General features: G+C 67.4%; 12 protein-coding genes, 5 pseudogenes and 2 riboswitches. Of the genes and pseudogenes, 5 read left to right on the forward strand and 12 right to left on the reverse strand.

Going from position 1 to position 21,536, the window contains the following annotated elements; translation table 11 throughout:
- Window positions 1–2 precede the first annotated feature (2 nt).
- The 12 genes and pseudogenes from ACZZ93_RS05310 to ACZZ93_RS05365 all read right to left on the reverse strand — a co-directional run bounded on the left by ACZZ93_RS05310 (window position 3) and on the right by ACZZ93_RS05365 (window position 15,718).
- Window positions 3–1,676: a dipeptide ABC transporter ATP-binding protein gene (locus tag ACZZ93_RS05310; protein ID WP_053095566.1), complete on the reverse strand. Its 1,674-nt coding sequence runs from the start codon at window positions 1,674–1,676 to the stop codon at window positions 3–5.
- On the reverse strand, window positions 1,673–2,617 hold the full coding sequence (locus ACZZ93_RS05315) for an ABC transporter permease (RefSeq protein WP_053095565.1): 945 nt from the start codon (window positions 2,615–2,617) through the stop codon (window positions 1,673–1,675). The genes ACZZ93_RS05310 and ACZZ93_RS05315 overlap by 4 nt, the downstream gene beginning before the upstream one ends.
- Window positions 2,610–3,536 (reverse strand): ABC transporter permease, encoded by a 927-nt coding sequence (locus ACZZ93_RS05320; RefSeq protein ID WP_053095564.1) that lies wholly within the window; start codon window positions 3,534–3,536, stop codon window positions 2,610–2,612. Before ACZZ93_RS05320 ends, ACZZ93_RS05315 begins: the two co-directional genes overlap by 8 nt.
- A 101-nt stretch (window positions 3,537–3,637) precedes the next feature.
- Window positions 3,638–5,275, reverse strand: coding sequence for a peptide ABC transporter substrate-binding protein (locus tag ACZZ93_RS05325; RefSeq protein ID WP_150115049.1), 1,638 nt, complete (start codon window positions 5,273–5,275; stop codon window positions 3,638–3,640).
- 225 nt (window positions 5,276–5,500) lie between these two features.
- Entirely contained in the window at window positions 5,501–8,332 is a 2,832-nt protein-coding gene (gcvP, locus tag ACZZ93_RS05330) for an aminomethyl-transferring glycine dehydrogenase (RefSeq protein ID WP_463511723.1), read from the reverse strand.
- 61 nt (window positions 8,333–8,393) lie between these two features.
- Window positions 8,394–8,771: a glycine cleavage system protein GcvH gene (gene gcvH, locus ACZZ93_RS05335; RefSeq protein WP_463497501.1), complete on the reverse strand. Its 378-nt coding sequence runs from the start codon at window positions 8,769–8,771 to the stop codon at window positions 8,394–8,396.
- Window positions 8,768–9,952, reverse strand: a complete 1,185-nt coding sequence (locus ACZZ93_RS05340) for a glycine cleavage system aminomethyltransferase GcvT (RefSeq protein WP_463510611.1) — start codon at window positions 9,950–9,952, stop codon at window positions 8,768–8,770. Before ACZZ93_RS05340 ends, gcvH begins: the two co-directional genes overlap by 4 nt.
- Before the next feature lie 50 nt (window positions 9,953–10,002).
- Window positions 10,003–10,105, reverse strand: a riboswitch (glycine riboswitch).
- A 1-nt stretch (window position 10,106) separates the two neighbouring features.
- Window positions 10,107–10,201, reverse strand: a riboswitch (glycine riboswitch).
- 127 nt (window positions 10,202–10,328) lie between these two features.
- Window positions 10,329–11,165, reverse strand: a complete 837-nt coding sequence (locus tag ACZZ93_RS05345; protein WP_463510612.1) for an ABC transporter ATP-binding protein — start codon at window positions 11,163–11,165, stop codon at window positions 10,329–10,331.
- Window positions 11,162–12,022 (reverse strand): annotated as a pseudogene (locus ACZZ93_RS05350) (ABC transporter ATP-binding protein). The gene ACZZ93_RS05345 and the pseudogene ACZZ93_RS05350 overlap by 4 nt, the downstream one beginning before the upstream one ends.
- Window positions 12,019–12,999, reverse strand: a complete 981-nt coding sequence (locus ACZZ93_RS05355; protein ID WP_053095558.1) for an ABC transporter permease — start codon at window positions 12,997–12,999, stop codon at window positions 12,019–12,021. Before ACZZ93_RS05355 ends, ACZZ93_RS05350 begins: the two are co-directional and overlap by 4 nt.
- Window positions 12,992–13,987: an ABC transporter permease gene (locus ACZZ93_RS05360; protein ID WP_053095557.1), complete on the reverse strand. Its 996-nt coding sequence runs from the start codon at window positions 13,985–13,987 to the stop codon at window positions 12,992–12,994. Before ACZZ93_RS05360 ends, ACZZ93_RS05355 begins: the two co-directional genes overlap by 8 nt.
- Before the next feature lie 39 nt (window positions 13,988–14,026).
- The gene (locus ACZZ93_RS05365) at window positions 14,027–15,718 is read right to left on the reverse strand and encodes an ABC transporter substrate-binding protein (RefSeq protein WP_056278036.1); all 1,692 of its coding nucleotides are present in this window, start codon (window positions 15,716–15,718) and stop codon (window positions 14,027–14,029) included.
- A 243-nt stretch (window positions 15,719–15,961) separates the two neighbouring features.
- Here ACZZ93_RS05365 and ACZZ93_RS05370 point away from each other — a divergent pair.
- The 5 genes and pseudogenes from ACZZ93_RS05370 to ACZZ93_RS05390 form a co-directional block, all read left to right on the forward strand.
- Window positions 15,962–16,657: pseudogene (locus ACZZ93_RS05370) on the forward strand (NUDIX hydrolase); the annotation flags it as partial.
- 16 nt (window positions 16,658–16,673) lie between these two features.
- Window positions 16,674–18,011 (forward strand): quinolinate synthase NadA, encoded by a 1,338-nt coding sequence (gene nadA / locus ACZZ93_RS05375; protein ID WP_463510613.1) that lies wholly within the window; start codon window positions 16,674–16,676, stop codon window positions 18,009–18,011.
- Window positions 18,008–19,521: pseudogene (gene nadB / locus ACZZ93_RS05380) on the forward strand (L-aspartate oxidase). Before nadA ends, nadB begins: the two are co-directional and overlap by 4 nt.
- Window positions 19,521–20,371: pseudogene (gene nadC / locus ACZZ93_RS05385) on the forward strand (carboxylating nicotinate-nucleotide diphosphorylase). The pseudogenes nadB and nadC overlap by 1 nt, the downstream one beginning before the upstream one ends.
- Window positions 20,372–20,376: 5 nt before the next feature.
- A pseudogene (locus ACZZ93_RS05390) lies at window positions 20,377–21,514 on the forward strand (cysteine desulfurase family protein).
- Window positions 21,515–21,536 lie beyond the last annotated feature (22 nt).

Genomic DNA, 21,536 nt, shown 5'->3' on the forward strand with positions numbered 1-21,536 from the left:
TCTCAGTGACCGCCGAGGGTGATGGTCGCCCCGGGGATCGCCTTGAGCAGACGATCGGTGTACTCCTGCTGGGGATTCGCGAAGATCTCGTCGACAGTGCCCTGCTCGACGATCTTGCCCTTCTCCATGACGCACACCAGATCGCTCGACACTCGGACGACCGCGAGGTCGTGAGTGATGAACAGGTAGGTGAGCCCGAGCTCCGACTGGAGCTCGGCCAGCAGCTGCAGCACCTGATCCTGCACCAGCACGTCGAGCGCCGACACCGCCTCGTCGAGGACGATGATGTCGGGCTTGAGCGCGAGAGCGCGTGCGATCGCGACACGCTGACGCTGACCGCCCGAGAGCTCGTTCGGATACCGGGTCGCGAGGACGCGCGGAAGCGAGACCTGGTCGAGCAGCTCCTCGACCCGCTCGCGCTGCGAGGCGCGATCGCCGACGCCGTGGATCTGCATCGGCTCGGCGATCGTGTTGCCGATGTTGCGCAGTGGATCGAGCGAGCCGTACGGGTCCTGGAAGACCGGCTGCATGCGCCGACGCAGACCGAACGCCTGCGCATTCGACAGCCTCGACACATCCTGCCCGTCGATCTCGATGGTTCCGCTGGTCGGCTCTTCGAGCTTCAGCACCATCTTGGCGACCGTGGACTTGCCAGAGCCCGACTCGCCCACGAGCGCGAGCGTCTTGCCGCGAGGGATCTCGAAGGACACGTCGTCGACAGCGCGGAACGCTTCACTGCGGAAGTTCCCCTGGCGGATCCGGTAGTCCTTCGTGAGTCCGGCGACGCGCACCGTCGGCGGGATGTCGGCGAGGTCGTCGAGCGTCTCGATCCCCCGGTCCTCCACCACCGCCTGGATGCGCTGCGATGCGACGCTGGGCGCCGCGGCGACCAGTCGCTTCGTGTACGGGTGCTGCGGGTTCTCGAGGATCTCGCGGCTGGGACCGGACTCGACGATGTTGCCGCCGTTCATCACGATGATCTTGTCCGCACGCTCGGCTGCGAGACCGAGATCGTGCGTGATCAGGAGCACCGAGGTGCCCTTGTCACGGGTGAGCGACGCCATGTGGTCGAGGATCACGCGCTGCACAGTGACGTCGAGAGCCGAGGTCGGCTCGTCGGCGATGAGCAGCTTGGGGTCGGCCGCGAGGCCCATCCCGATCAGCGCGCGCTGGCGCATGCCTCCCGAGAACTGGTGCGGGAACTGGTGCAGACGCTTCTCGGCGTCGGCGAGTCCGGCCTGCTGCAGCACCTCGACGGTGCGCGCCTTGGCCGCGTCGCGCCCCTGGGCGATGCCGTTCGCACGGATCGCCTCCTTCACCTGGAAGCCGATGCTCCAGACGGGGTTGAGATTCGACATCGGGTCCTGCGGCACGAAGCCGATGTCCCGGCCTCGGACGGCCTCGATCTCGCGACGGTTGAGCGTCGTGAGCTCGCGCCCCTCGAGGGTGATCGATCCCGCGGTGACCTGGCCGGTGCCGGGCAGCAGGTTCACGATGGCCGTGGCCGTCGTGGACTTGCCCGAGCCCGACTCGCCCACGATCGCGACGGTCTCTCCGGGCATGACGTCGAAGCTCACTCCGTGGAGCACTTCGCGCAGACCCTCCTGCGTGCGGAACGCGACGCTCAGGTCGCGGATGCTCAGCAGCGGGACCTGTTCGGTGATTCGCTCGCTCATCGGCGTGCCCTCGCCTTCGGGTCGAGGGCGTCTCGGATGAGCTCGCCCAGGGTGACGAACGCCAGCACCGCGAGGGTGAGGGCGATCGACGGATAGATGAGCGCCATCGGCGCGACACGCAGCGATGCCTGAGCCTTCGCGATGTCATTTCCCCACGACATCACGTCGCTGCCGAGCCCCACCCCGAGGAACGAGAGCGTCGCTTCCGCGACGATCGCGGCGGCGAGGCCGAGCGTCGAGACGACGAGCAGCGGAGCGATGGCGTTCGGGACCACGTGGTTCAGGAGGATCTTGAACTTCGACTGACCGAGCGCCTGCGACGCCATCACGAAGTCCGCCTGACGCACACGGAGCACCTCGGCCCGCACGACGCGAGCCGTGGACGCCCAGGCGAACGCTCCGATGGCGAACGCGAGCGTCCACACCGAACGGGAATCCCGGAACACGGTCATCACGACGACGGCCGCGAGGATGTACGGGATGGCGAAGAAGATGTCGCCGATGCGCGAGAGCACCGAGTCGAGCCATCCGCCGTAGAAGCCCGCGAGAGCTCCCATGATCAGGCCGAGAACGGACGAGATCAGCGTCGCGATGAGGCCGACGGCCAGCGACGTCTGAGCACCCCAGACGATGCGCGCATAGATGTCGCAGCCCTGGAACGTGAACCCGAGCGGGTGTCCGTCCGTCGGACCGCCGTTGCTGTTCGACAGCTGGCAGTCGTTGTTCGGCGGCGTCGCGGTGAACAGAGTCGGCCACAGCGCCATCACGAGGAAGAACAGCGCGAGGACGACCGAGAACCAGAACAGCGGACGACGACGCAGGTCGAACCAGGCGTCACGCCAGAGGTTGCTGGGCTTGTCCGAGATCCGAACGGCGTCGACCGCGATCGACTCCGTCTCGATCGGAGCGACGTAGTGCTTCTGAGATGTGGGATCAGGCATAGCGAATCCTCGGGTCGAGCAGACCGTAGAGCAGGTCGATGAGAAGGTTCACCAACACGTACAGGATGACGAACACGGTCACGAACGAGACGACCGTGGGTCCCTCGCCGCGCTGGATCGCCTGGAAGAGCGTGTTTCCCACACCGGGGACGTTGAAGATGCCCTCGGTGACGGTGGCGCCCACGAGCAGCACGCCGAAGTTCGTGGCGGAGTTCGTGATCACCGGGATCAGGGAGTTGCGCAGCACGTGCACGGGCAGCACGCGGTTGCGCGAGAGGCCCTTGCTGTACGCCGTGCGCACCCAGTCCTGGTTCAGGGTCTCGATGACCGAGCTGCGCATGAGACGCATGCTCACCGCATAGAGGCTGAAACCGAGCACGATCGCCGGCAGCCACAGCCCGCCCCAGTCGTTGTCCGCACCCACCGTGGGCTTGAACCAGCCGAGCTGGATCGCGAGGAAGTACTGCGCGAGGAACGCCACCACGAAGATCGGGATCGCGATCGCGACCAGCGCCACGACGAGCGAGACGTTGTCGAACAGCTTGCCCTTGCGCAGCGCCGAGATGGTGCCGATGACGATGGCGAGCACGAACTCGATGGCGATGGCCATCACTGCGAGTCGGCCGGTGACAGGAAGCGTGGCGGCGAGCACAGCCGAGACCGGGCGGCCCGAGTAGGTCGTGCCCAGGTCGCCCTGGAAGACGCCGGTGATGTAGTACCAGTACTGCACGATGAACGGCTGGTCCAGGTGGTACTGCGCGCGCAACTGCTCGACGACCGCCGGGTTGGGCGTCTTGTCGCCGAACAGGGCGAGGATCGGGTCGCCGGGCATGGCGAACACGAGGAAGTAAATGAGCAGGGTGGCTCCGAAGAAGACCGGGATCACCTGCAGGAGACGTCTCAGAATGTAACCGAGCATCCGCTTGTCCCTTCTTGAGGGGAAAGAAAGCTACGTGAACACAAGCCTGTGAGGCGGTGACGAAGAATCGTCACCGCCTCACAGGTGAAGTGCCGTCAGACTTACTCGCCGGCCTTCGTGATTTCGTAGTACAGCGGAACCGAGTTCCAGCCGAACGTGACGTTGTCGACGTTCTCGCTGAAGCCACCGGTCACGTTCGAGTACCACAGCGGGATCGCGGGAAGGTCCTGGAACAGGACCTCCTGCGCCTTGGTGAAGTCCTCGATCTGAGCCTCGGCGTCGGGGTTGCTGATGCCGGCGGAGATGAGCTCGTCGAACTCGGGGTTCGTGTAGTCACCGTCGTTGGAGCCTGCGCCGGTGGCGTAGAGCGGTCCGAGGAAGTTGTACAGACCCGGGTAGTCGGCCTGCCAGCCCGAGCGCGCAGCCGTGGTGATGGTGCGGTCGTTGATCTTCGTGCGAAGGTCCTGGAAGGTCGGGTACGGGTCACCCGATGCCTCGATGCCGAGCGTGTTCTTGATGCTGTTGCTCACCGCGTCGACCCAGGCGTCGTGGCCGCCGTCGGAGTTGTACGCGATCTTGAACTCGCCGTCCCACGGTGCGATGGCGTCGGCCTCAGCCCACAGCTCCTTCGCCTTCTCGGGGTCGAAGTCGAGGACCTCGCTGCCGGGAACCGAGTCGGACCAGCCGTCGATGACCGGAGAGGTGAAGTCGGATGCCGGGGTGCGGGTGCCCGAGAAGATCGTCTCGGTGATCTCCTCGCGGTTGATCGCCATCGATAGCGCCTGACGACGCAGCTGGCCCTCTTCGCCGCTGAAGTGCGGGAGGAACTGGCCGATGGTGAAGGACTGGAACACAGCGGAGGGCTGGTTCACAGCACGGTCGCCGAGCTCGTCGGTGAAGACCGGGAGCGAGTTCGTCGGGATCGCGTCGATGACGTCGACCTCGTTCGACAGCAGGTCGGCGTATGCGGCCTCCTGCGTGGCGTAGAACTTGATGGTCAGACCGCCGTTGGCGGCCTGACGGCCACCGTCGTAGTCGTCGTTGCGGACGAGGTCGATCTGGACGTCGTGCTGCCACGCGTCTTCGCCGTCGATCATGTACGGACCGTTGCCGATCGGGTTCTGACCGAACGCTTCCATGTCCTCGAACGCGACGTCGGGGAGCGGGTAGAAGGCCGAGTAGCCGAGACGCAGAGCGAAGTCGGATGCCGGCTTGTTCAGCGCGATCGTGAAGGTGTAGTCATCGACCTGCTTGAGACCCGTGAGCTCGGAGTCGGTGTCGTAGCTGAAGCCCTCGATGTCCTCGAAGAAGTAGCTGGAGAGGTGAGCGTTCGACGCCTTGGCGCCCTCGTTCCACGCCTTGATGAAGTTGTCGGCGGTGACTTCTTCACCGTCGGTGAAGGTCAGGCCTTCCTTGATCTTGACGGTGAGGTTCTGCGGGTCCTCCGTGGTGATCTCCTCAGCCACGTCGTTGACGGGCTTGCCGTCGGCGTCGTAGTAGATCAGACCGGCGAAGATCTCGTCGAGGATCTTTCCGCCGCCCACCTCGTTGGTGTTGGTGGGGATCAGCGGGTTCTCGGGCTCCGAGCCGTTCGTGGTGATGATGGCGTCGGCGTCGGTGTTCGCACCGGAGCCGCCGTCGCCTTCATTGCCGCTTCCACCGCTCGCGCAGCCCGCGAGCGCCAGGGCGCCGATCGCGAACAGCGCAGTGCCCGCAAGGGCGATCTTGTTGCGCTTCACTTTGTGTCCTCCTGTGGACGGGTATTCATCAGACTGCGCGCTCATCGTCGAACGCGTAGGGATAGTTGACTGTAACCCGCGGTTTCGTGGACGCCGCTCTCGGCTAATGAACCGTTACTGAGTGGTGACCAACTGAAACATCCCCGAAACACGCGGAAATGCACGGAAACGAGTGACGGCGTCGTGTCCGCATGGACACGACGCCGTCACCCCTCAGGATTCGGTTCAGGCGAACGCCTCGATCGGCGGGCAGGCGCACACGAGGTTGCGGTCACCGTACGCCTGGTCGATGCGGCGCACGGGCGGCCAGTACTTGCCTGCCACCAGAGCGTGCACCGGATAGGCGGCGTCTTCACGGCTGTAGGCGTGCTCCCACTCCCCCGCGATCAGCGAGACTGCGGTGTGCGGAGCGTTGACGAGAGGGTTGTCGTCCGCGGGCCAGCGCCCGGCGGCGACGGCATCCGCTTCGGCCTTGATCATGATCATGGCCTCGATGAACCGCTCGATCTCGCCGAGGTCCTCGGACTCGGTGGGCTCGACCATCAGAGTCCCCGCGACCGGGAACGACATGGTCGGTGCGTGGAAGCCGAAGTCGATCAGTCGCTTGGCGACGTCGTCGACGGTGATCCCGGTCTCCTCGCGAAGCGGACGCAGGTCGAGGATGCACTCGTGCGCCACCCGGCCGTCCTCCCCCGCGTACAGCACGGGGAAGTGCTCGCCCAGGCGCGCGGCGATGTAGTTCGCGGACAGCACGGCGGCCGCGGTCGCGTGACGGAGGCCGTCGGCGCCCATCATCCGCACATAGGACCAGGAGATCGGCAGGATGCCCGCAGATCCGTAGGGTGCCGCCGACACCGCGCCGCCTTCGAAGACGAATCCGCCCGCATGCTCCGCCCGCTGCGCGAGCGGGTGCGACGGCAGGTGGGCCGCGAGGTGCGCCTTGGCCGCGACGGGGCCCACACCGGGGCCGCCGCCGCCGTGCGGGATCGCGAACGTCTTGTGCAGGTTGAGGTGCGAGACGTCGCCGCCGAGATCGCCGAACCGGGCGTAGCCGAGCAGCGCGTTGAGGTTCGCTCCGTCCACGTACACCTGGCCGCCGGCGTCGTGCACCGCGGTCGTGATCTCGACCACGTCCTGCTCGTAGACGCCATGCGTCGACGGGTAGGTGATCATCAGCGCCGAGAGCTCGTCGGCGTGCGCCGCGATCTTCGCCCGCAGGTCGTCGAGGTCGACGTTCCCGAGCTCATCGCACGCCACGACGACGACCTTCATTCCGGCGAGCACTGCGGAGGCCGCGTTGGTGCCGTGCGCGGACGACGGGATCAGGCACACCGTGCGCTGCGTGTCGCCGTTCGCGAGGTGGTAGCCGCGGATGGCGAGGAGGCCGGCCAGCTCGCCCTGCGAGCCGGCGTTCGGCTGCAGCGAGACGGCGTCGTACCCCGTGACCTCGGCGAGCCACGCTTCGAGCTGCGTGATCATGTCGAGATACCCCGCGACATCGGATGCCGGCGCGAACGGGTGGATGCCCGCGAACTCCGGCCACGTGATCGATGCCATCTCGGTCGCCGCGTTGAGCTTCATCGTGCAGGACCCGAGCGGGATCATGCCGCGGTCGAGCGCATAGTCACGATCGGCGAGGCTCTTGAGATAGCGCATCATCGCCGTCTCGCTGCGGTGCGCGTGGAAGACGGGGTGCGTGAGGTACTCGTCCTGACGGAGCAGATCGCCGGGGAGGCCGCCCTGCGAACCGGAGCCGAAGAATCCGAATGCGCGCTCCCGGGCACCGCCGAAGACCTGAGCGACCTGATGGAGCTCGGCGACCGTCGTGGTCTCGTCGATCGAGATGCCGATCGTATCGGCATCCGCGGCGTGCAGCAGGATGCCGAATCCGTGATGGGCCTGCTCCACGAACTCGGCAGCGCGCCCCGGCACCCGCACCTGGAGGGTGTCGAAGAACGAGTCGTGGACGACGTCCGCACCCGCATCGGCGAGCCAGTCGCGCAGCATCGCGGTCTTGGCCGCGACCTCCCGGGCGATCGCCTTCAGTCCATCGGGACCGTGGTAGACGGCGTACATCGACGCCATCACGGCGAGCAGCACCTGAGCGGTGCAGATGTTGCTCGTCGCCTTCTCGCGGCGGATGTGCTGCTCGCGGGTCTGCAGCGACAGCCGATACGCCGGCTTGCCGTCGGCATCGACAGAGACGCCGACGAGACGGCCGGGCAGCTGACGTTCGAGCCCTGCGCGCACAGCCATGTAGCCCGCGTGCGGGCCTCCGAAGCCGATCGGCACGCCGAAGCGCTGCGTCGTCCCGACCGCGACATCGGCCCCGAGCGAGCCGGGCGACGCGATGAGGGTGAGCGCGAGGAGGTCGGCCGCGACGACGGCGAGCCCGCCCGCGAGGTGCGCCGCATCGATCACGGCCGCCGGGTTCCAGACTCGCCCGGAGGCCCCCGGGTACTGCACGAAGACGCCAAACAGCTCGGCGGGCAGCTCCTCGCCCGCCGCGAAATCGACGGACACCAGTTCGATGCCCACGGCCTCGGCACGGGTCTCGAGCAGTGCCTTCGTCTGCGGGAACGCGTCGGCGTCGACGGCGAAGACGTTCGACACCTTCTTCGACGCGCGGCGTGCCAGCAGCATCCCCTCGACCACAGCGGTCGATTCGTCGAGCATCGACGCGTTCGCGGTGGTCAGGCCGGTCAGTTCGGCGACCATCGTCTGGAAGTTGATGAGTGCTTCGAGGCGACCCTGCGAGATCTCGGGCTGGTACGGCGTGTACGCGGTGTACCACGACGGATTCTCGAGCACGTTGCGCTGGATCACCTGAGGGGTGATCGTGCCGTAGTACCCGAGACCGATCATCGGCCGGTTCACCGTGTTGCGGGACGCGAGCGCTCGCAGCTCGGCGAGCGCCTCGGTCTCGCTCGCTGCGCGCGGGATCACGGACTCGGTGGAGGCGGGGGTGAAGATCGAAGCGGGCACGGCCTGACGCATCAGCGCCTCGACCGGGCTCCAGTCCTCGAGCTTCGACTCGACGCCCAGCGTGTCGAGCATCTGGCGCTGGGCGGCGGCGGTGGTTCCGATATGACGATCGGCGAAAGAGACCACTGGACGATCAGCCCTCCGTGAGAGCGACGTACGCGTCGCGGTCCATCAGGCCCTCGAGCGCACCGGTGGCGACGGAGACCTTGATGAGCCAGCCTCCGTCGAACGGCTCGGCGTTCACGAGCGACGGGTCGTCGACGACGGCGTCGTTGATCTCGACGACCGTGCCGGTGACCGGGGCGTAGAGTTCGCCGACCGACTTGGTCGACTCGATCTCACCGACGACCGACCCTGCGGTGATCTCGGTGCCGACGGCGGGGAGTTCGACGAACACGACGTCTCCCAGCTTGTCGGCCGCGTAGTCGGTGATCCCGATGGTCACGGTGTCACCGTCAGCGGCGATCCACTCGTGCTCGTCGGTATAGCTGAGTGCGTTGAGATCGGTCATTTGGTCCTCCGGTAGAAAGGCAGGGCGGTCACGGTCGCGGGGATCCTGGTCCCCCGCACATCAAGGAATACTGCGGTTCCCGCGGCAGCGGAAGAAGGTGCCACGTAGGCCATCGCGATCGGGTGGCCGAGCGTCGGGCTCAGTGCACCGCTGGTGACCTCGCCCAGCACGATGCCGTCCGCGTCGACCACCGAGTAGCCCGCGCGTCCGGCACGCTTGCCCTCGGCGACCAGGCCGACGAGCACCGGAGCGTCGGATGCGGCATCCACCGCTCCCTTGCCGATGAAGTCATCTTTGTCGGACACCACCACTCGCCCGAGACCGGCCTGAGACGGCTTCGTCTCGCGCGAGAGCTCGTGACCGTAGAGAGGCATCCCCGCTTCGAGCCGGAGGGTGTCGCGCGCGGCGAGGCCCGCGGGGACGAGCCCGTGCGGCTCACCCGCCTCGACGAGGGCGTCCCACAGGGCGGGTGCGTCGGCGGCTCTCACCAGAAGCTCGAATCCGTCCTCACCCGTGTAGCCGGTGCGGGCGAGCAGCAGCGGTGCACCCTGGAACAGCGCATCGGCCCAGGCGTAGTACTTCTGCTCCGCCCACGGGGTGCCGAGATCGCTGATCCCCGGCGTCGACGAGACGATCGCCTCGGAGGCGGGGCCCTGGACCGCGAGCAGGGCATAGTCGTCGGAGACGTCTTCGACGTCCACGCCCCTGTCGCCGATGAACCCCGCGAAGCTGCGATCCTCTCCCTCGGCCCTGGCGGGCATCTCGCGTTCGATCCGTGATGGGAACGAACGGACGCGCGATGCGAACGCCTGGTCGACGAATCCGCGGTTTCCCGCGTTCGCGATCACCAGGAAGCGGTCGTCTGCGAGCCGGTAGACGATGACGTCGTCGATGATCCCGCCGTCGTCGGCGAGCATCAGGGAGTACTTCGCCTTGCCGACCGCCATCGCCGACAGCCGGCCCGCGAGCGAGTAGTCGAGGAACTCCCCGGCGAAGTCGCCGGTGACGAGGAACTCCGCCATATGGGAGATGTCGAAGATGCCGGCCGCCTGCCGCACGGCGTGGTGCTCGGCGAGGTCGGACGTGTATCGCACCGGCATCTGCCAACCGCCGAAGTCGGTGAACGATGCACCGAGCGCCTCGTGGCGCTCACGCAGCGGGGTGTAGCGGGGGTCGGACATGGAGTTCTCCCGGGCTGGATCGGGCGGAACAGCGACGCTGCTCCTGGGAACTCCCCTCTGTCATGGGCCTGAGAGCTTCGCCCAGAGACTGGGCTTTCACCGTCGGCGGATCCGAGCAGACGCGGCGTCGCTCGAGATCGCTTTTCAGAGTGGCCGGAACCGCGCGGTACGCGTACCTGAGAGATTGGCGGGGAGGCTTGCTCCTTCGGTGCCCGGCTGCATTCGCCGGGGCTCTCCCGCGTGGGTCATTCGGCCTGTCTTCACTTGTGGCCTCAGTCTAGCGGGTCGACGTCGTCGGCACAGGCCGCAGAAAGCCGCGCTCCCCCGACGCCCCGAAGGTGGGGCGCCAGGCGAGCGCGGCGTCATGCACTGGAGGTCAGTGACCCGCCAGCTCGGCTCTGACCTCGTCTCTCAGACGCCCGAGGTTCTCGGGCTCGGGCGCGGCGCCCAGCAATGTCCTGGTGTACTCGTGCTGCGGATTGAGGATGACCTCGTCGGCGGGGCCGCGCTCGACGACATCGCCCTTGTAGAGCACCATGATCTCGTCGCTGAAGTGACGTGCCGTCGCGAGATCGTGCGTGATGTAGAGCACGCCGAGGTTCTCCTCCCGCTGCAGATCTGCCAGCAGGTTGAGCACTCCCAGTCGGATCGAGACATCGAGCATCGAGACCGGCTCATCCGCGACGATGAACCGCGCTCCCGGGGCGAGCGCACGAGCGATCGCCACGCGCTGCCGCTGGCCACCGGACAGCTCATGCGGGCGACGTTCGGCGAAGCTCTCGCCGGGCGACAGCCGCACGCGATCGAGCAGCTCGATCGCCCGCGCCCGCACCTGGGAGCCAGACAGCTTGGGGTGGTGGAGCCGGATCGGCCGCTCCAGGTGATGGATGATCGTGTGGAAGGGGTTGAGTGACGCGAAGGGGTCCTGGAAGACCATCTGCACCTGGGAGCGGTAGTCCTCCACGGCGCGGCCGCGCATGCCCGAGTCCTTGCCGTCGAGCAGGATCTGCCCGCCCGTCGGCGTCTCGAGCTTCATCAGCATCCGGGCGATCGTCGACTTGCCCGACCCGGATTCGCCGACGAGAGCGACCGTCTTCCCCGCTTCGATGGTGAACGAGACGTCCTTCACTGCGTGCAGGACCGACGTCTTGAGGCCGGATCGCAGCGTGAAGTCCTTCACCAGGTTGCGGGCTTCGAGGGTGGGAGCACTCATCGGACCTCCTCCTGACTGGGCTGGTTGCCGGTGCGGACGAAATCTCCGCGCTCGCCGGTCAGACTCGGGAAGCTCGACAACAGCTTCTTGGTGTATTCGTGCTGGGGCGTGCGGTAGATCTCCTCCGCGGTGCCCTCCTCGACGATCTGCCCCTGCAGCATCACGGCGATGCGGTCGCTGATCTCGATCAGCATGGGCAGGTCGTGCGTGATGAAGATCACCGCGAAGCCCAGCCGCTCACGCAACCGCATGATCTCGCGGATGATCCCGCGCTGCACGACCACGTCGAGCGCCGTGGTCGGCTCGTCCATGATCATCACCTGAGGGTCCAGCGCGAGCGCCATCGCGATCATCATGCGCTGACGCATGCCACCGGACAGCTCATGGGGAAGCTCGTCAGCCTCGACGGGTCGACCCCGACCAGGGTCAGCAGCTCTTCGGCCCGCGCCTGCTTGTCCTTCTTGGACATGCCGGGGCGATGGGTCTCAAAGATGTCGAAGATCTGCGCCTTGACGCTGATGACCGGATTGAGCGAGTTCATCGCTCCCTGGAACACCATCGAGATCTTGTCCCAGCGGAAGGCCCGCAGCCCATCGCCGTCGAGAGCGACGATGTCGATGTCGTGGCCGTCGCGGTCATGGAACACGATCTCGCCGCTGGTCATGAGCGCAGGAGCCTTGAGCAGCCGATTCATGCCGTAGGCGAGCGTCGTCTTGCCGCAGCCGGACTCACCGGCGAGGCCGAGGATCTCGCCTCGGTTGAGTGTGAGAGACGTTGCGGACCGCCTTCACGGGCGGATCCACCTCGTACTCGATCGACACGTCCCGTGCGGTCAGCACGGCATCCGGAGCGCTCATGCGGCGACCCCCTTCGTCTTGGCCGCCTTGCGCACGCGCCGAGCGGCGTCGGGTGCATTGCGGAGCTTGGGGTTGATGACCTCGTCGATCGCGAAGTTGATGAGCGAGAGTCCGGCGCCGAGCATGGCGATCATGATTCCCGGTGGGACGAACCACCACCAGGCGCCTCGTCCGAGCGCCTGACCTGACTGCGCGTCGTTGAGGATCGTCCCCCAGGTGATGGAGGAGTTGGGGCCGAGACCGAGGTATGAGAGTCCGGCCTCGCCGAGGATCGCGAAGATGATCGCGAACAGGAACTGCGCGGTGAGCAACGGCAGCAGGTTCGGCATGATCTCGACCAGGATGACGCGGAAGGATCGCTCTCCCGCGACCTTGGACGCGTAGACGTAGTCACGGGTGCGCAGAGATCGGGTCTGCAGCCTGAGCACGTAGGCGGCACCGGCCCAGGACGTGATGCCGAGCACGAACGCGACGAGCTGCCAGCTGCGCTGCGGGACGAAGGAGGAGATCACCATCACCAGCGGCAGGCCGGGGATCACGATCATCACGTTGGTCAGCAGCGCCAGGGTGTCCTCGCGCCATCCGCCGAGGTACCCCGCGAGGACTCCGAAGACAAGCGACAGGATGATGGCTATTCCGCCCGCTACCACGCCCACGAGGAGCGAGCCCTGGGCGCCGATGGCGAGCTGGGCGAACATGTCGTTGCCCAGCTTGGTGGTGCCCAACCAGTGCTCCGGCGAGGGCGGGAGCAGTGCGGGGTTGTCGGTGCTTCGAGGGTCCTGCGAGAAGATCGGCGCGATGATCGCGAACAGAACGATCGCGATCACGATGCTCGCGCCGATGATGAACTTCGTCGATGAGGTGGGAAGGACGCGGCGGCGTCTGCGGCCCCGCTGGGTGGCGAGAGAGATCGTGCTCGCAGGCTGGGTCATGGGCTGATCCTTCGTGATCAGCACTGTGTTCTCGGTGTCAGACATTCTGGCGAGCCCTCGGGTCGATGAAGCCATAGACGAGGTCCATGATGAAGTTGGCGGCGAGCACCGTGATCGTGATGACGAGGAAGAGTCCCTGCATCAGCGCGTAGTCGTTGTTCGTGACCGCCTGGAACATCAGCTTCCCGATGCCCGGGTAGGTGAAGACCTGCTCCATGACGATGGAGCCGGCGACAACGAATCCCAGGGTGATCGAGAAGCCGGCGATCGACGGGATCGCGGCATTGCGGGCGGCGTACGTGGTCATGATGCGACGCGGACGGAGCCCCTTGGCCTCGGCCGTGAGCACGTAGTCCTCGGCCATGGTCTGCACCATCATGTTGCGCATCCCGAACATCCAGCCGCCCACCGACGAGATCACGATCGTCAGTGCGGGCAGGATGGCGTGCGAGAGCGCATCCATGAAGAACGCCCAGGTCGGCTCGGGACCGTCCGGGAAGTCGAACACGTCGTAGCCGCCGAAGATCGGGAACCAGCCGAGCCCGACCGCGAACACCGAGACGAGCAGCAGCGCCATCCAGAAGTACGGGATGGACTGCAGCACGGTGGTCGCCGGGATGAGGTGGTCGACCCACGTTCCCCGCTTCCATCCCGCCCAGGCGCCGAGGACGACGCCGAGGATGAAGGAGATCACGGTCACCGTGCCGACGAGGATGAGCGTCCAGGGCAGCGCCTGCCCGATCAGCTCGCTCACCGGCGCGGGGAACTTGGTGACGGAGATGCCCAGGTCGCCCTGGAACATGCGCCCCCAGTACGCGATGTACTGATCCCAGAGGGACGAGTCATCACCGCCGAGAAGCAGCTTGATGTTGCGGATCGTGGTCTCGGAGACCTCGCCGCCCGCTCGCTGCATCTTGGCGATCATGATGTCCGCCGGGTTCCCCGGCATGAGCCGGGGAAGCAGGAAGTTGAGTGAGATCGCGGCCCATAGCGTGAACGCGTAGAACCCGATTCTTCGTGCATAGAACTTCATGTCACTGACCGCGCTTCCTGCTCCCCCGACTCCATGTGCTTAGTTCGCCGGCTCGAGCTGCGTCAGGACGTAGCCCGCCGCGATCGCACCCCAGGACGGCGGGAAGGCGTAGAGGTCCTCCTCCGTCGGCCATCCCGTGAAGTCCTTCGTGTTGTAGAAGGTCTGCGTCGCGTTGATCACGAGCGGGATGTAGGGCAGATCACGGACGATCTCGGTCTGGATCGTGCCGTACAGCTCCTTCTTCTCTGCCTCGTCGTTCGTGCTGATCGCGGCCTGGACGGCCGTGTCGACGACGGGGTTGCTGTATCGGCTGAAGTTCCAACGCCCCGCGGGCACCTCCGAGCCCACCGCTGCGGTCGAACCGACGGTCGTGCCGCCGAACCAGTCGCGGTAGATCTGGAACGGGTCGGCCACCGAGGTTCCGACCACACCGCCGACGATCAGCTGGAACTCACCGCCCTGACGGGCGTCCGAGAATTCCTGCCACTGCACCGTGGATGCCGTGATCTTGATGCCGGCAGCCTCTGCCTGCTCGGCGATCAGCTTCGCCGCATCGTTGTAGTCGGTCCAGCCGTCGACCGAGATCAGGCTGAGCTCGAGCGGCACGCCGTCCTTCGCGTAGAAGTCGCCGTCCTTCGTGTAGCCGGCGGCCTCGAGGATCTCGCCAGCCTCGTCGGCGTTCGCCTCCTGGGGGCTGATCTCGTTGGCGGAGTCCGCGACCCACTTCTCGTCACGGGGCAGCAGCGCGAAGGTCGGCGAGATGTCGCCGGTCAGACCGACGAACGCCTTGTCCTTGATGGCCGCGCGGTCGATCGCGACGTTGAGCGCCTGTCGAACCGCGACGTCGGTCTGGGGACCCGTGCAGCCGAGCTCGGCGTTCGAGCACGTGTACAGGACGGTCGGGTCCTGCGGCGTGTTGATCCAATCGATCGCTCCGTTGCCCGTGACGTCGTCCGGGTTCGGGATGAACATGCCCGTCCAGTCGAGCTTGCCGGCGGCGAGCAGGTCCTGTGCGGTCTGGTTGTTGTCGACCGCGATGTACTGGACCTTCTTGACTCCGAGCTCGTCGGCGTCGCGGAAGTTCTCGTTGGCGACGAGCGTGTACGACTCGCTCGTCGTCTTGTCGACCACGTAGGCGCCGGAGCCGACCGGCTCTTCGTTGGCGAAGTTCGCGAAGTCGGTGACCTCCGCCCACACGTGCTCGGGGAGGATGTAGGTCGAACCGAGGCGCTGGAACTCGGTCGTGTACTGCGCGGTCGTGTACGTGAGGACGACCGTGGTGTCGTCGGTCGCCTCCGCCGAGACGAGACCGTTGCCCTCAGGGTTGTTGGCCTCGTAGGTGAAGGAGAACGCGACGTCGGCGGCGGTCAGCGGCTCTCCGTCGCTCCACTTGAGATCGGGCTTGATGGCGATCGTGATCACCGTGCCGTCCTCGTTGTATTCGTACGAGTCTCCGATCAGACCGACGGGCTCGGAATCCGCCGTCTTGTTGAAGAAGAACAGCGGCTCGTAGATCGGCCCGAGTGCACCGTGGAGCACGGTCGGGGCGAACGGGTTGTAGTTCGCGGTGATGGGGGTCTGGCTGCCGGCCCAGACACGAAGAGCACGGTCGCCATCGCCACCGCTCCCCTCGTTGCCTCCGCCTGCGCCACAGGCCGTCAGGCCCAGGGCGAGGACGGATGCCCCCGCCACAGCGGTGAGCGCGATCTTGCGCCTTCCGTTACGGATCATTCTGTATTTCCTCTCGGTGCTGCACTGCAGGAGGGATTTCTCCGGGTGGAGTCGAACTCCGGACGGAGTTCGCAACAGATCCCGAAAGGGATTTGTTAGGACAGTAACCTAACAAATCCCTTTCATAGCGACAAGAGTCCAGAACGCTGGTATATAACGTTTCGGCCTCAGGGGCGGTGACGTCATGAAGATGCACTAACAGTCGAGATGACACTAAGATCGGAGCAGGAGGTTAAGGTACATATGACCCAAAGTAGAGGCATCGACGTCGCCGTGTCGACCGTGATCCTCACCCTTCGACGCACCGAGGACGGCTCGGCGGTGCTCGCGCTGCCACTCGTGCTGCGCACGCGCGAGCCGTTCGCCGGCCAGTGGGCCCTCCCCGGCGGCTGGCTCACCGAGACCGAATCGGCTGTCGACGCCGCAGCCAGGACTCTGGCCGAGACGACGGGACTGACGCCGAGCTATCTCGAGCAGCTCTACGCCTTCGGGGCCGTCGACCGCTCCCCCACCCGCGTCGTGTCGATCGTGTACTGGGCACTGCTCCGCCAGGATGACGTCGACGCGCAGAGCGCGGCGCATCGGGCATCCGGCAAGGCTCCGGAGAACGTGCGCTGGGTCGACCTCGATGAGCTCCCGGCGCTGGCCTTCGATCACACGAAGATCGTCGAGTACGCCCTGTGGCGACTGCGGAACAAGGTCGGCTACAGCCGCGTCGCCCACGGCTTCCTTCCTGCCGAGTTCACCCTGGCGGATCTCCGCGAGGCGTACGAGGCCATTCTCGGCAAGCACCTGGATCCGGCCAACTTCCGCCGCCAGGTCGAATCCGCCGGCAACCTCCTTCCCACCGACCGGTTCCGCACCGGCAACCACCGACCCGCCCGCCTGTACCGCTACAACACCGACGTCGAGCTGGCCGATCACGGCCCCTCGGCCCCGAGGAGACGAGCACCCGATGAGCATCACCTTCGTTCCCACACCGGTCGTCCAGCCGATCGACGCCTCTGTCGATCACGCGATCCAGTCGATCGTGTCCGGCGCCTCGACCGACGCGACGTGCGCGACCGACCTCGCCGCCGGCCCCTGGGACTTCGACTCCCGCCCCGGATACGGTCCCGGGTCGTCGATGGGCGACGTCATCCCCACCGGCGCTCCGCGGCAGGGAGAGCTCCCCGCCGAGTACCGAGAGGCCGGCGAGGCCGACCTCGACGAGCGCATCCGCATCGCGAAGGCCACCCTCGGTGACCGCGCCGTCGTGCTCGGGCACTTCTACCAGCGCGAAGAGGTCGTGCGGCACGCCGACTACGTGGGCGACTCGTTCCAGCTCGCGACCGCGGCGAAGGAGCGTTCGAACGCCGAGGCGATCGTGTTCTGCGGAGTGCACTTCATGGCCGAGACGGCTGACCTGCTCTCGGGACCCGACCAGGCCGTGATCCTGCCCAATCTGGCGGCCGGATGCTCGATGGCCGACATGGCGGACATCGATCAGGTCGAGGACTGCTGGGAGCAGCTCGCGGACGTGCTGGGCGACCTCGACACACCCGATGCGGGTGGACGAGTGCCGGTGATCCCCGTCACATATATGAACTCGTCGGCCGCGATCAAGGGCTTCGTCGGGCGCCACGGCGGAATCGTGTGCACCTCCTCGAATGCGCAGACCGTACTCGAGTGGGCGTTCGAGCGCGGTCAGCGCGTGCTCTTCTTCCCCGACCAGCACCTCGGCCGCAACACCGCGAAGGCGATGGGCGTACCGCTCGAGCGGATGCCGATGTGGAACCCGCGCCAGGCGCTCGGCGGATCCTCCGCGGCACAGCTCGTCGACTCGCAGGTGATCCTCTGGCACGGGTTCTGCTCGGTGCACCGCCGTTTCACCGTGGATCAGATCGACCAGGCGCGGGCCGAGCACCCCGGGGTCCGGGTGATCGTGCACCCCGAGTGCCCCATGGCCGTCGTGGACGCGGCGGACGAGGCGGGATCGACCGACTACATCCGTCGGGCGATCGCCGCGGCGACCACGCCGACCACCTTCGCGATCGGCACCGAGATCAACCTCGTCCGTCGCCTCGCGGCGCAGTTCCCCCAGCACGAGATCTTCTGCCTGGACCCGGTGGTGTGCCCCTGCTCGACGATGTACCGCATCCACCCCGGGTATCTCGCCTGGGTGCTCGAAGAGCTCGTCGCGGGCCGCACGCCGAATCGGATCACGGTGACGGCGGACGTGGCCGACCCCGCCCGCATCGCCCTCGAACGGATGCTGGCGGCGAAGCCGCCCGTGGCGGCGAGCGCCCGATGAACGTCGTCGTCGTCGGCTCGGGCATCGCCGGACTCACGACGGCCCTGCACGCGCACGAGACCGGCCACTCGGTCACGATCGTGACGAAGGGTGCGCTGGGCGACGGCTGCACAGGGTACGCGCAGGGCGGCGTCGCCGGAATCTACGGCGTCGGCGACTCGGCGGCACAGCACGCCGCAGACACCATCGATGCCGGAGCAGGACTCTCGGATCCCGCCGCGGTCGATGTTCTCGTGCACGAGGGCGCGACCAGGATCGCGGAGCTGATCGCCCGAGGCGTCGCGTTCGACCGCTCACCCGACGGGCGGGTGCTGCTCGGGCGGGAGGCCGCGCACCGTCACGCACGCATCGTGCACGCCGGAGGGGATGCCACGGGAGCAGCGATCACCCGGGCGTTGGTGGCCTCGGTCCGCGACGCGGATGTCACCGTCGTGGAGGGCGCCTTCCTGGCCGACGTGATCGCCGAGGACGGCGTCGTGCGCGGCGTGCGTGTCCAGGTCGGCGGGGCGGTCTCGGAGCTCTCCGCCGACGCGGTCGTGCTCGCCACGGGCGGCGCAGGGCACCTGTACTCGCACACCACGAATCCCCTCGGCACCACGGGTGACGGCATCGCCGCCGCCGTGCGGATCGGGGCCGCGGTGGCCGACCTCGAGTTCGTGCAGTTCCATCCGACGATCCTGGCCGAGGGTCCCGCCTTCCTCGTCTCGGAAGCGGTCCGCGGCGAAGGGGCGACGCTGGTGGACGCCGACGGTCGGCGATTCGTCTTCGACAGCCACCCGGACGGCGAGCTCGCCCCGCGCGACGTCGTCGCGCGGGCGATCGCCCGCCAGTCCGCCCGACAGGGCTCCCCGTGCGTCTCGACGCGACCAGGATCGGCGGACTCAGGCTCGCGCAGCGGTTCCCGACGATCGATCGAGTGACGCGGGAACGCGGTCTCGACTGGGGCTCCGCTCCGATCCCGGTGACACCCGCCGCCCACTATCTGATGGGAGGCGTCGTCACCGACCTCGACGGGCGCACCTCCGTCCCCGGGCTCTTCGCCGTGGGCGAGGTCGCGCGCACCGGCGTGCACGGTGCGAATCGTCTCGCCTCGAACTCGCTGCTCGAAGGCGCGGTCTTCGGAGCCCGCGCGGCAGCCGCGCTCGGCACGCCCTGGCAGCATCCTCCCGTCAGCTCGCAGCGCGGCTCGGCGCCTCGCGCACCTCTGTCCGAGGAGTCGGAATCCACCGGCGAGATCGCTGTCGGCGCCGACTTCAGTCGCGCAGCGCTGCAGCGCCTGATGTGGGACCACGTCGGCCTGCTGCGCTCGGAAGAGGGTCTGCGACACGCCGCAACCATCGTCGGCCGCTGGCTCGCCGCGATTCCCGAGCCGGCCACCGTCCGCGAGCGCGAGGATGCGAACCTCCTCCTGCTCGCCCGCGCGACCGCGTCTGCCGCGCTCGCTCGCACCGATTCCGTCGGTGCGCACTTCCGCGAACCCCTCGCCTCACCTCTCCTGGAGACAGTCTGATGCTCACCGCCGCCCACATCACCCGCGTCGTCAGCGCAGCCCTCGAGGAAGACGCCCCCTGGGGCGACCTGACGAGCGCGACCCTGCTTCCCGCGGATGCCACCGCCACTGCCGACCTCGTCGCCCGCGAAGCGGGCACCTTCAGCGGCGGCGAGGTGTTCGCGGCCGCGTTCCACCTCACCGATCCGGCGATCGCGGTCGACGTGCATGTGGGCGACGGAGACGCCTTCGATGCGGGCGACGTGCTCGCCTCGGTATCCGGCTCGGCCCGCGGCATCCTCACCGCCGAGCGCATCGCTCTGAACTTCACCCAGCGGATGAGCGGTGTCGCGACAGCCACCGCCGCCTACGTGCGCGCGGTCGAGGGGACATCGGCGCGGATCGCCGACACGCGGAAGACGACCCCGGGCATGCGAGCGTTCGAACGGCATGCGGTGCTCTCGGGCGGTGGTCACAACCACCGGTTCTCGCTGTCCGATGCGGTGATGGCCAAGGACAACCATCTCGCGGTGCTGAAGCGCTCGGGCGTCGACCTCGCCTCGGCTCTGCGGGATGCGCTCTCCCGACTGCCTCACACGACGCACGTGGTCGTCGAGGTCGACCGGCTCGATCAGATCCCCGCCGTGCTCGACGGGGTGCGCACACGGTGCTGCTCGACAACTTCTCTCTCGACGACCTGCGCGCCGGAGTCTCGATGATCGGCGATCGCGCGCAGGTCGAAGCCTCGGGCGGGGTCGCTCTCGACACGGTCGGGGCGATCGCGGCGACCGGGGTCGACGTCATCTCGGTCGGCGCCCTGACGCACTCCGCCCGGGCGCTCGATCTCGGTCTCGACGTGCGGATCGACTGACGGGGATGCTCTATCTCGATCACGCCGCAACGGCTCCGGTGCGACCGGAGGTCGTCGAGGCCATGCGCCCGTTTCTGACCGGGGTCTTCGGCAATCCGTCGAGCCACCACACGTACGGTGAGGCCGCGGCGAGCGCACTCGACGACGCGCGGTCGCGGGTGGCCCGAGTGCTCGGCATGCGCGCGGGCGATGTGATCTTCACATCCGGTGGAACGGAATCGAACAATCTCGCGGTGAAGGGCATCGTGCTGGCAGCCCTCGCACGCGGTCGCCGGCATCTGGTCGTCTCGCCGATCGAGCACGAGTCGATCCTCGAATCCGCCGACCACCTGCGGCGCTTCCACGACGTCGAGGTGACGCCGATCCCCGTCGACGGCCTCGGCAGGATCTCCGTCGCCGCTCTGACCCAGGCACTGCGCGATGACACCGCACTGGTCGCCCTCGGACACGCCAACAACGAGATCGGCACGGTCCAGGACGTCGCCTCCCTCGCAGCAGCCGCGAGGGAGGCAGGCGTCCCGGTGCATGTCGACGCCGTGCAGTCTGCGGGGTGGCTGCCGCTCAGCGGCCTCGGAGCGGATGCCGTCGCGATCGCCGGGCACAAGCTCGGAGCTCCGAAGGGGTCGGAGCGCTCGCCGTGCGAGGGCGCGTCGCGCTCGAGCCGCTCATGCACGGGGGCGGCCAGGAACGAGGACGCCGTTCGGGCACCGAGAACGTCGCGGGCGCGGTGGCCCTCGCGACAGCGCTGGAGCTCGCCGACGCGGAGCGCGAGGAGGCGAGCGCCCGGGTCGCTGAGTCGACGGGGCGCTTCATCACCGCGGTGCACGCACTCGTGCCGCAGGCGGCCCTCACCGGCGACCCCGTGACACGGCTGCCCGGCACGGCGAGCTTCACGTTCGCCGGAGTCAGCGGGGAGGCTGTCCTGCTCGAGCTCGAGCGTCGGGGCGTGGTGTCGTCGAGCGGTTCTGCCTGCGCCGCCGGAAGCGACGAGCCCTCGCATGTGCTTCTCGCATGCGGGATCTCCCCGCGGTCGCGCAGACCTCTGTGCGGTTCACCTTCGGACGCGAGGCGCTCCCGCACGACCTGGCCGAACGGCTCGCCGGGCTGGTCGCCGAATCGGTGCGCGCGGTCACCCACCCCTGAACGACGAGCCCGACCGGCCGGC

This window comes from Microbacterium sp. AC026 (assembly GCF_979258475.1).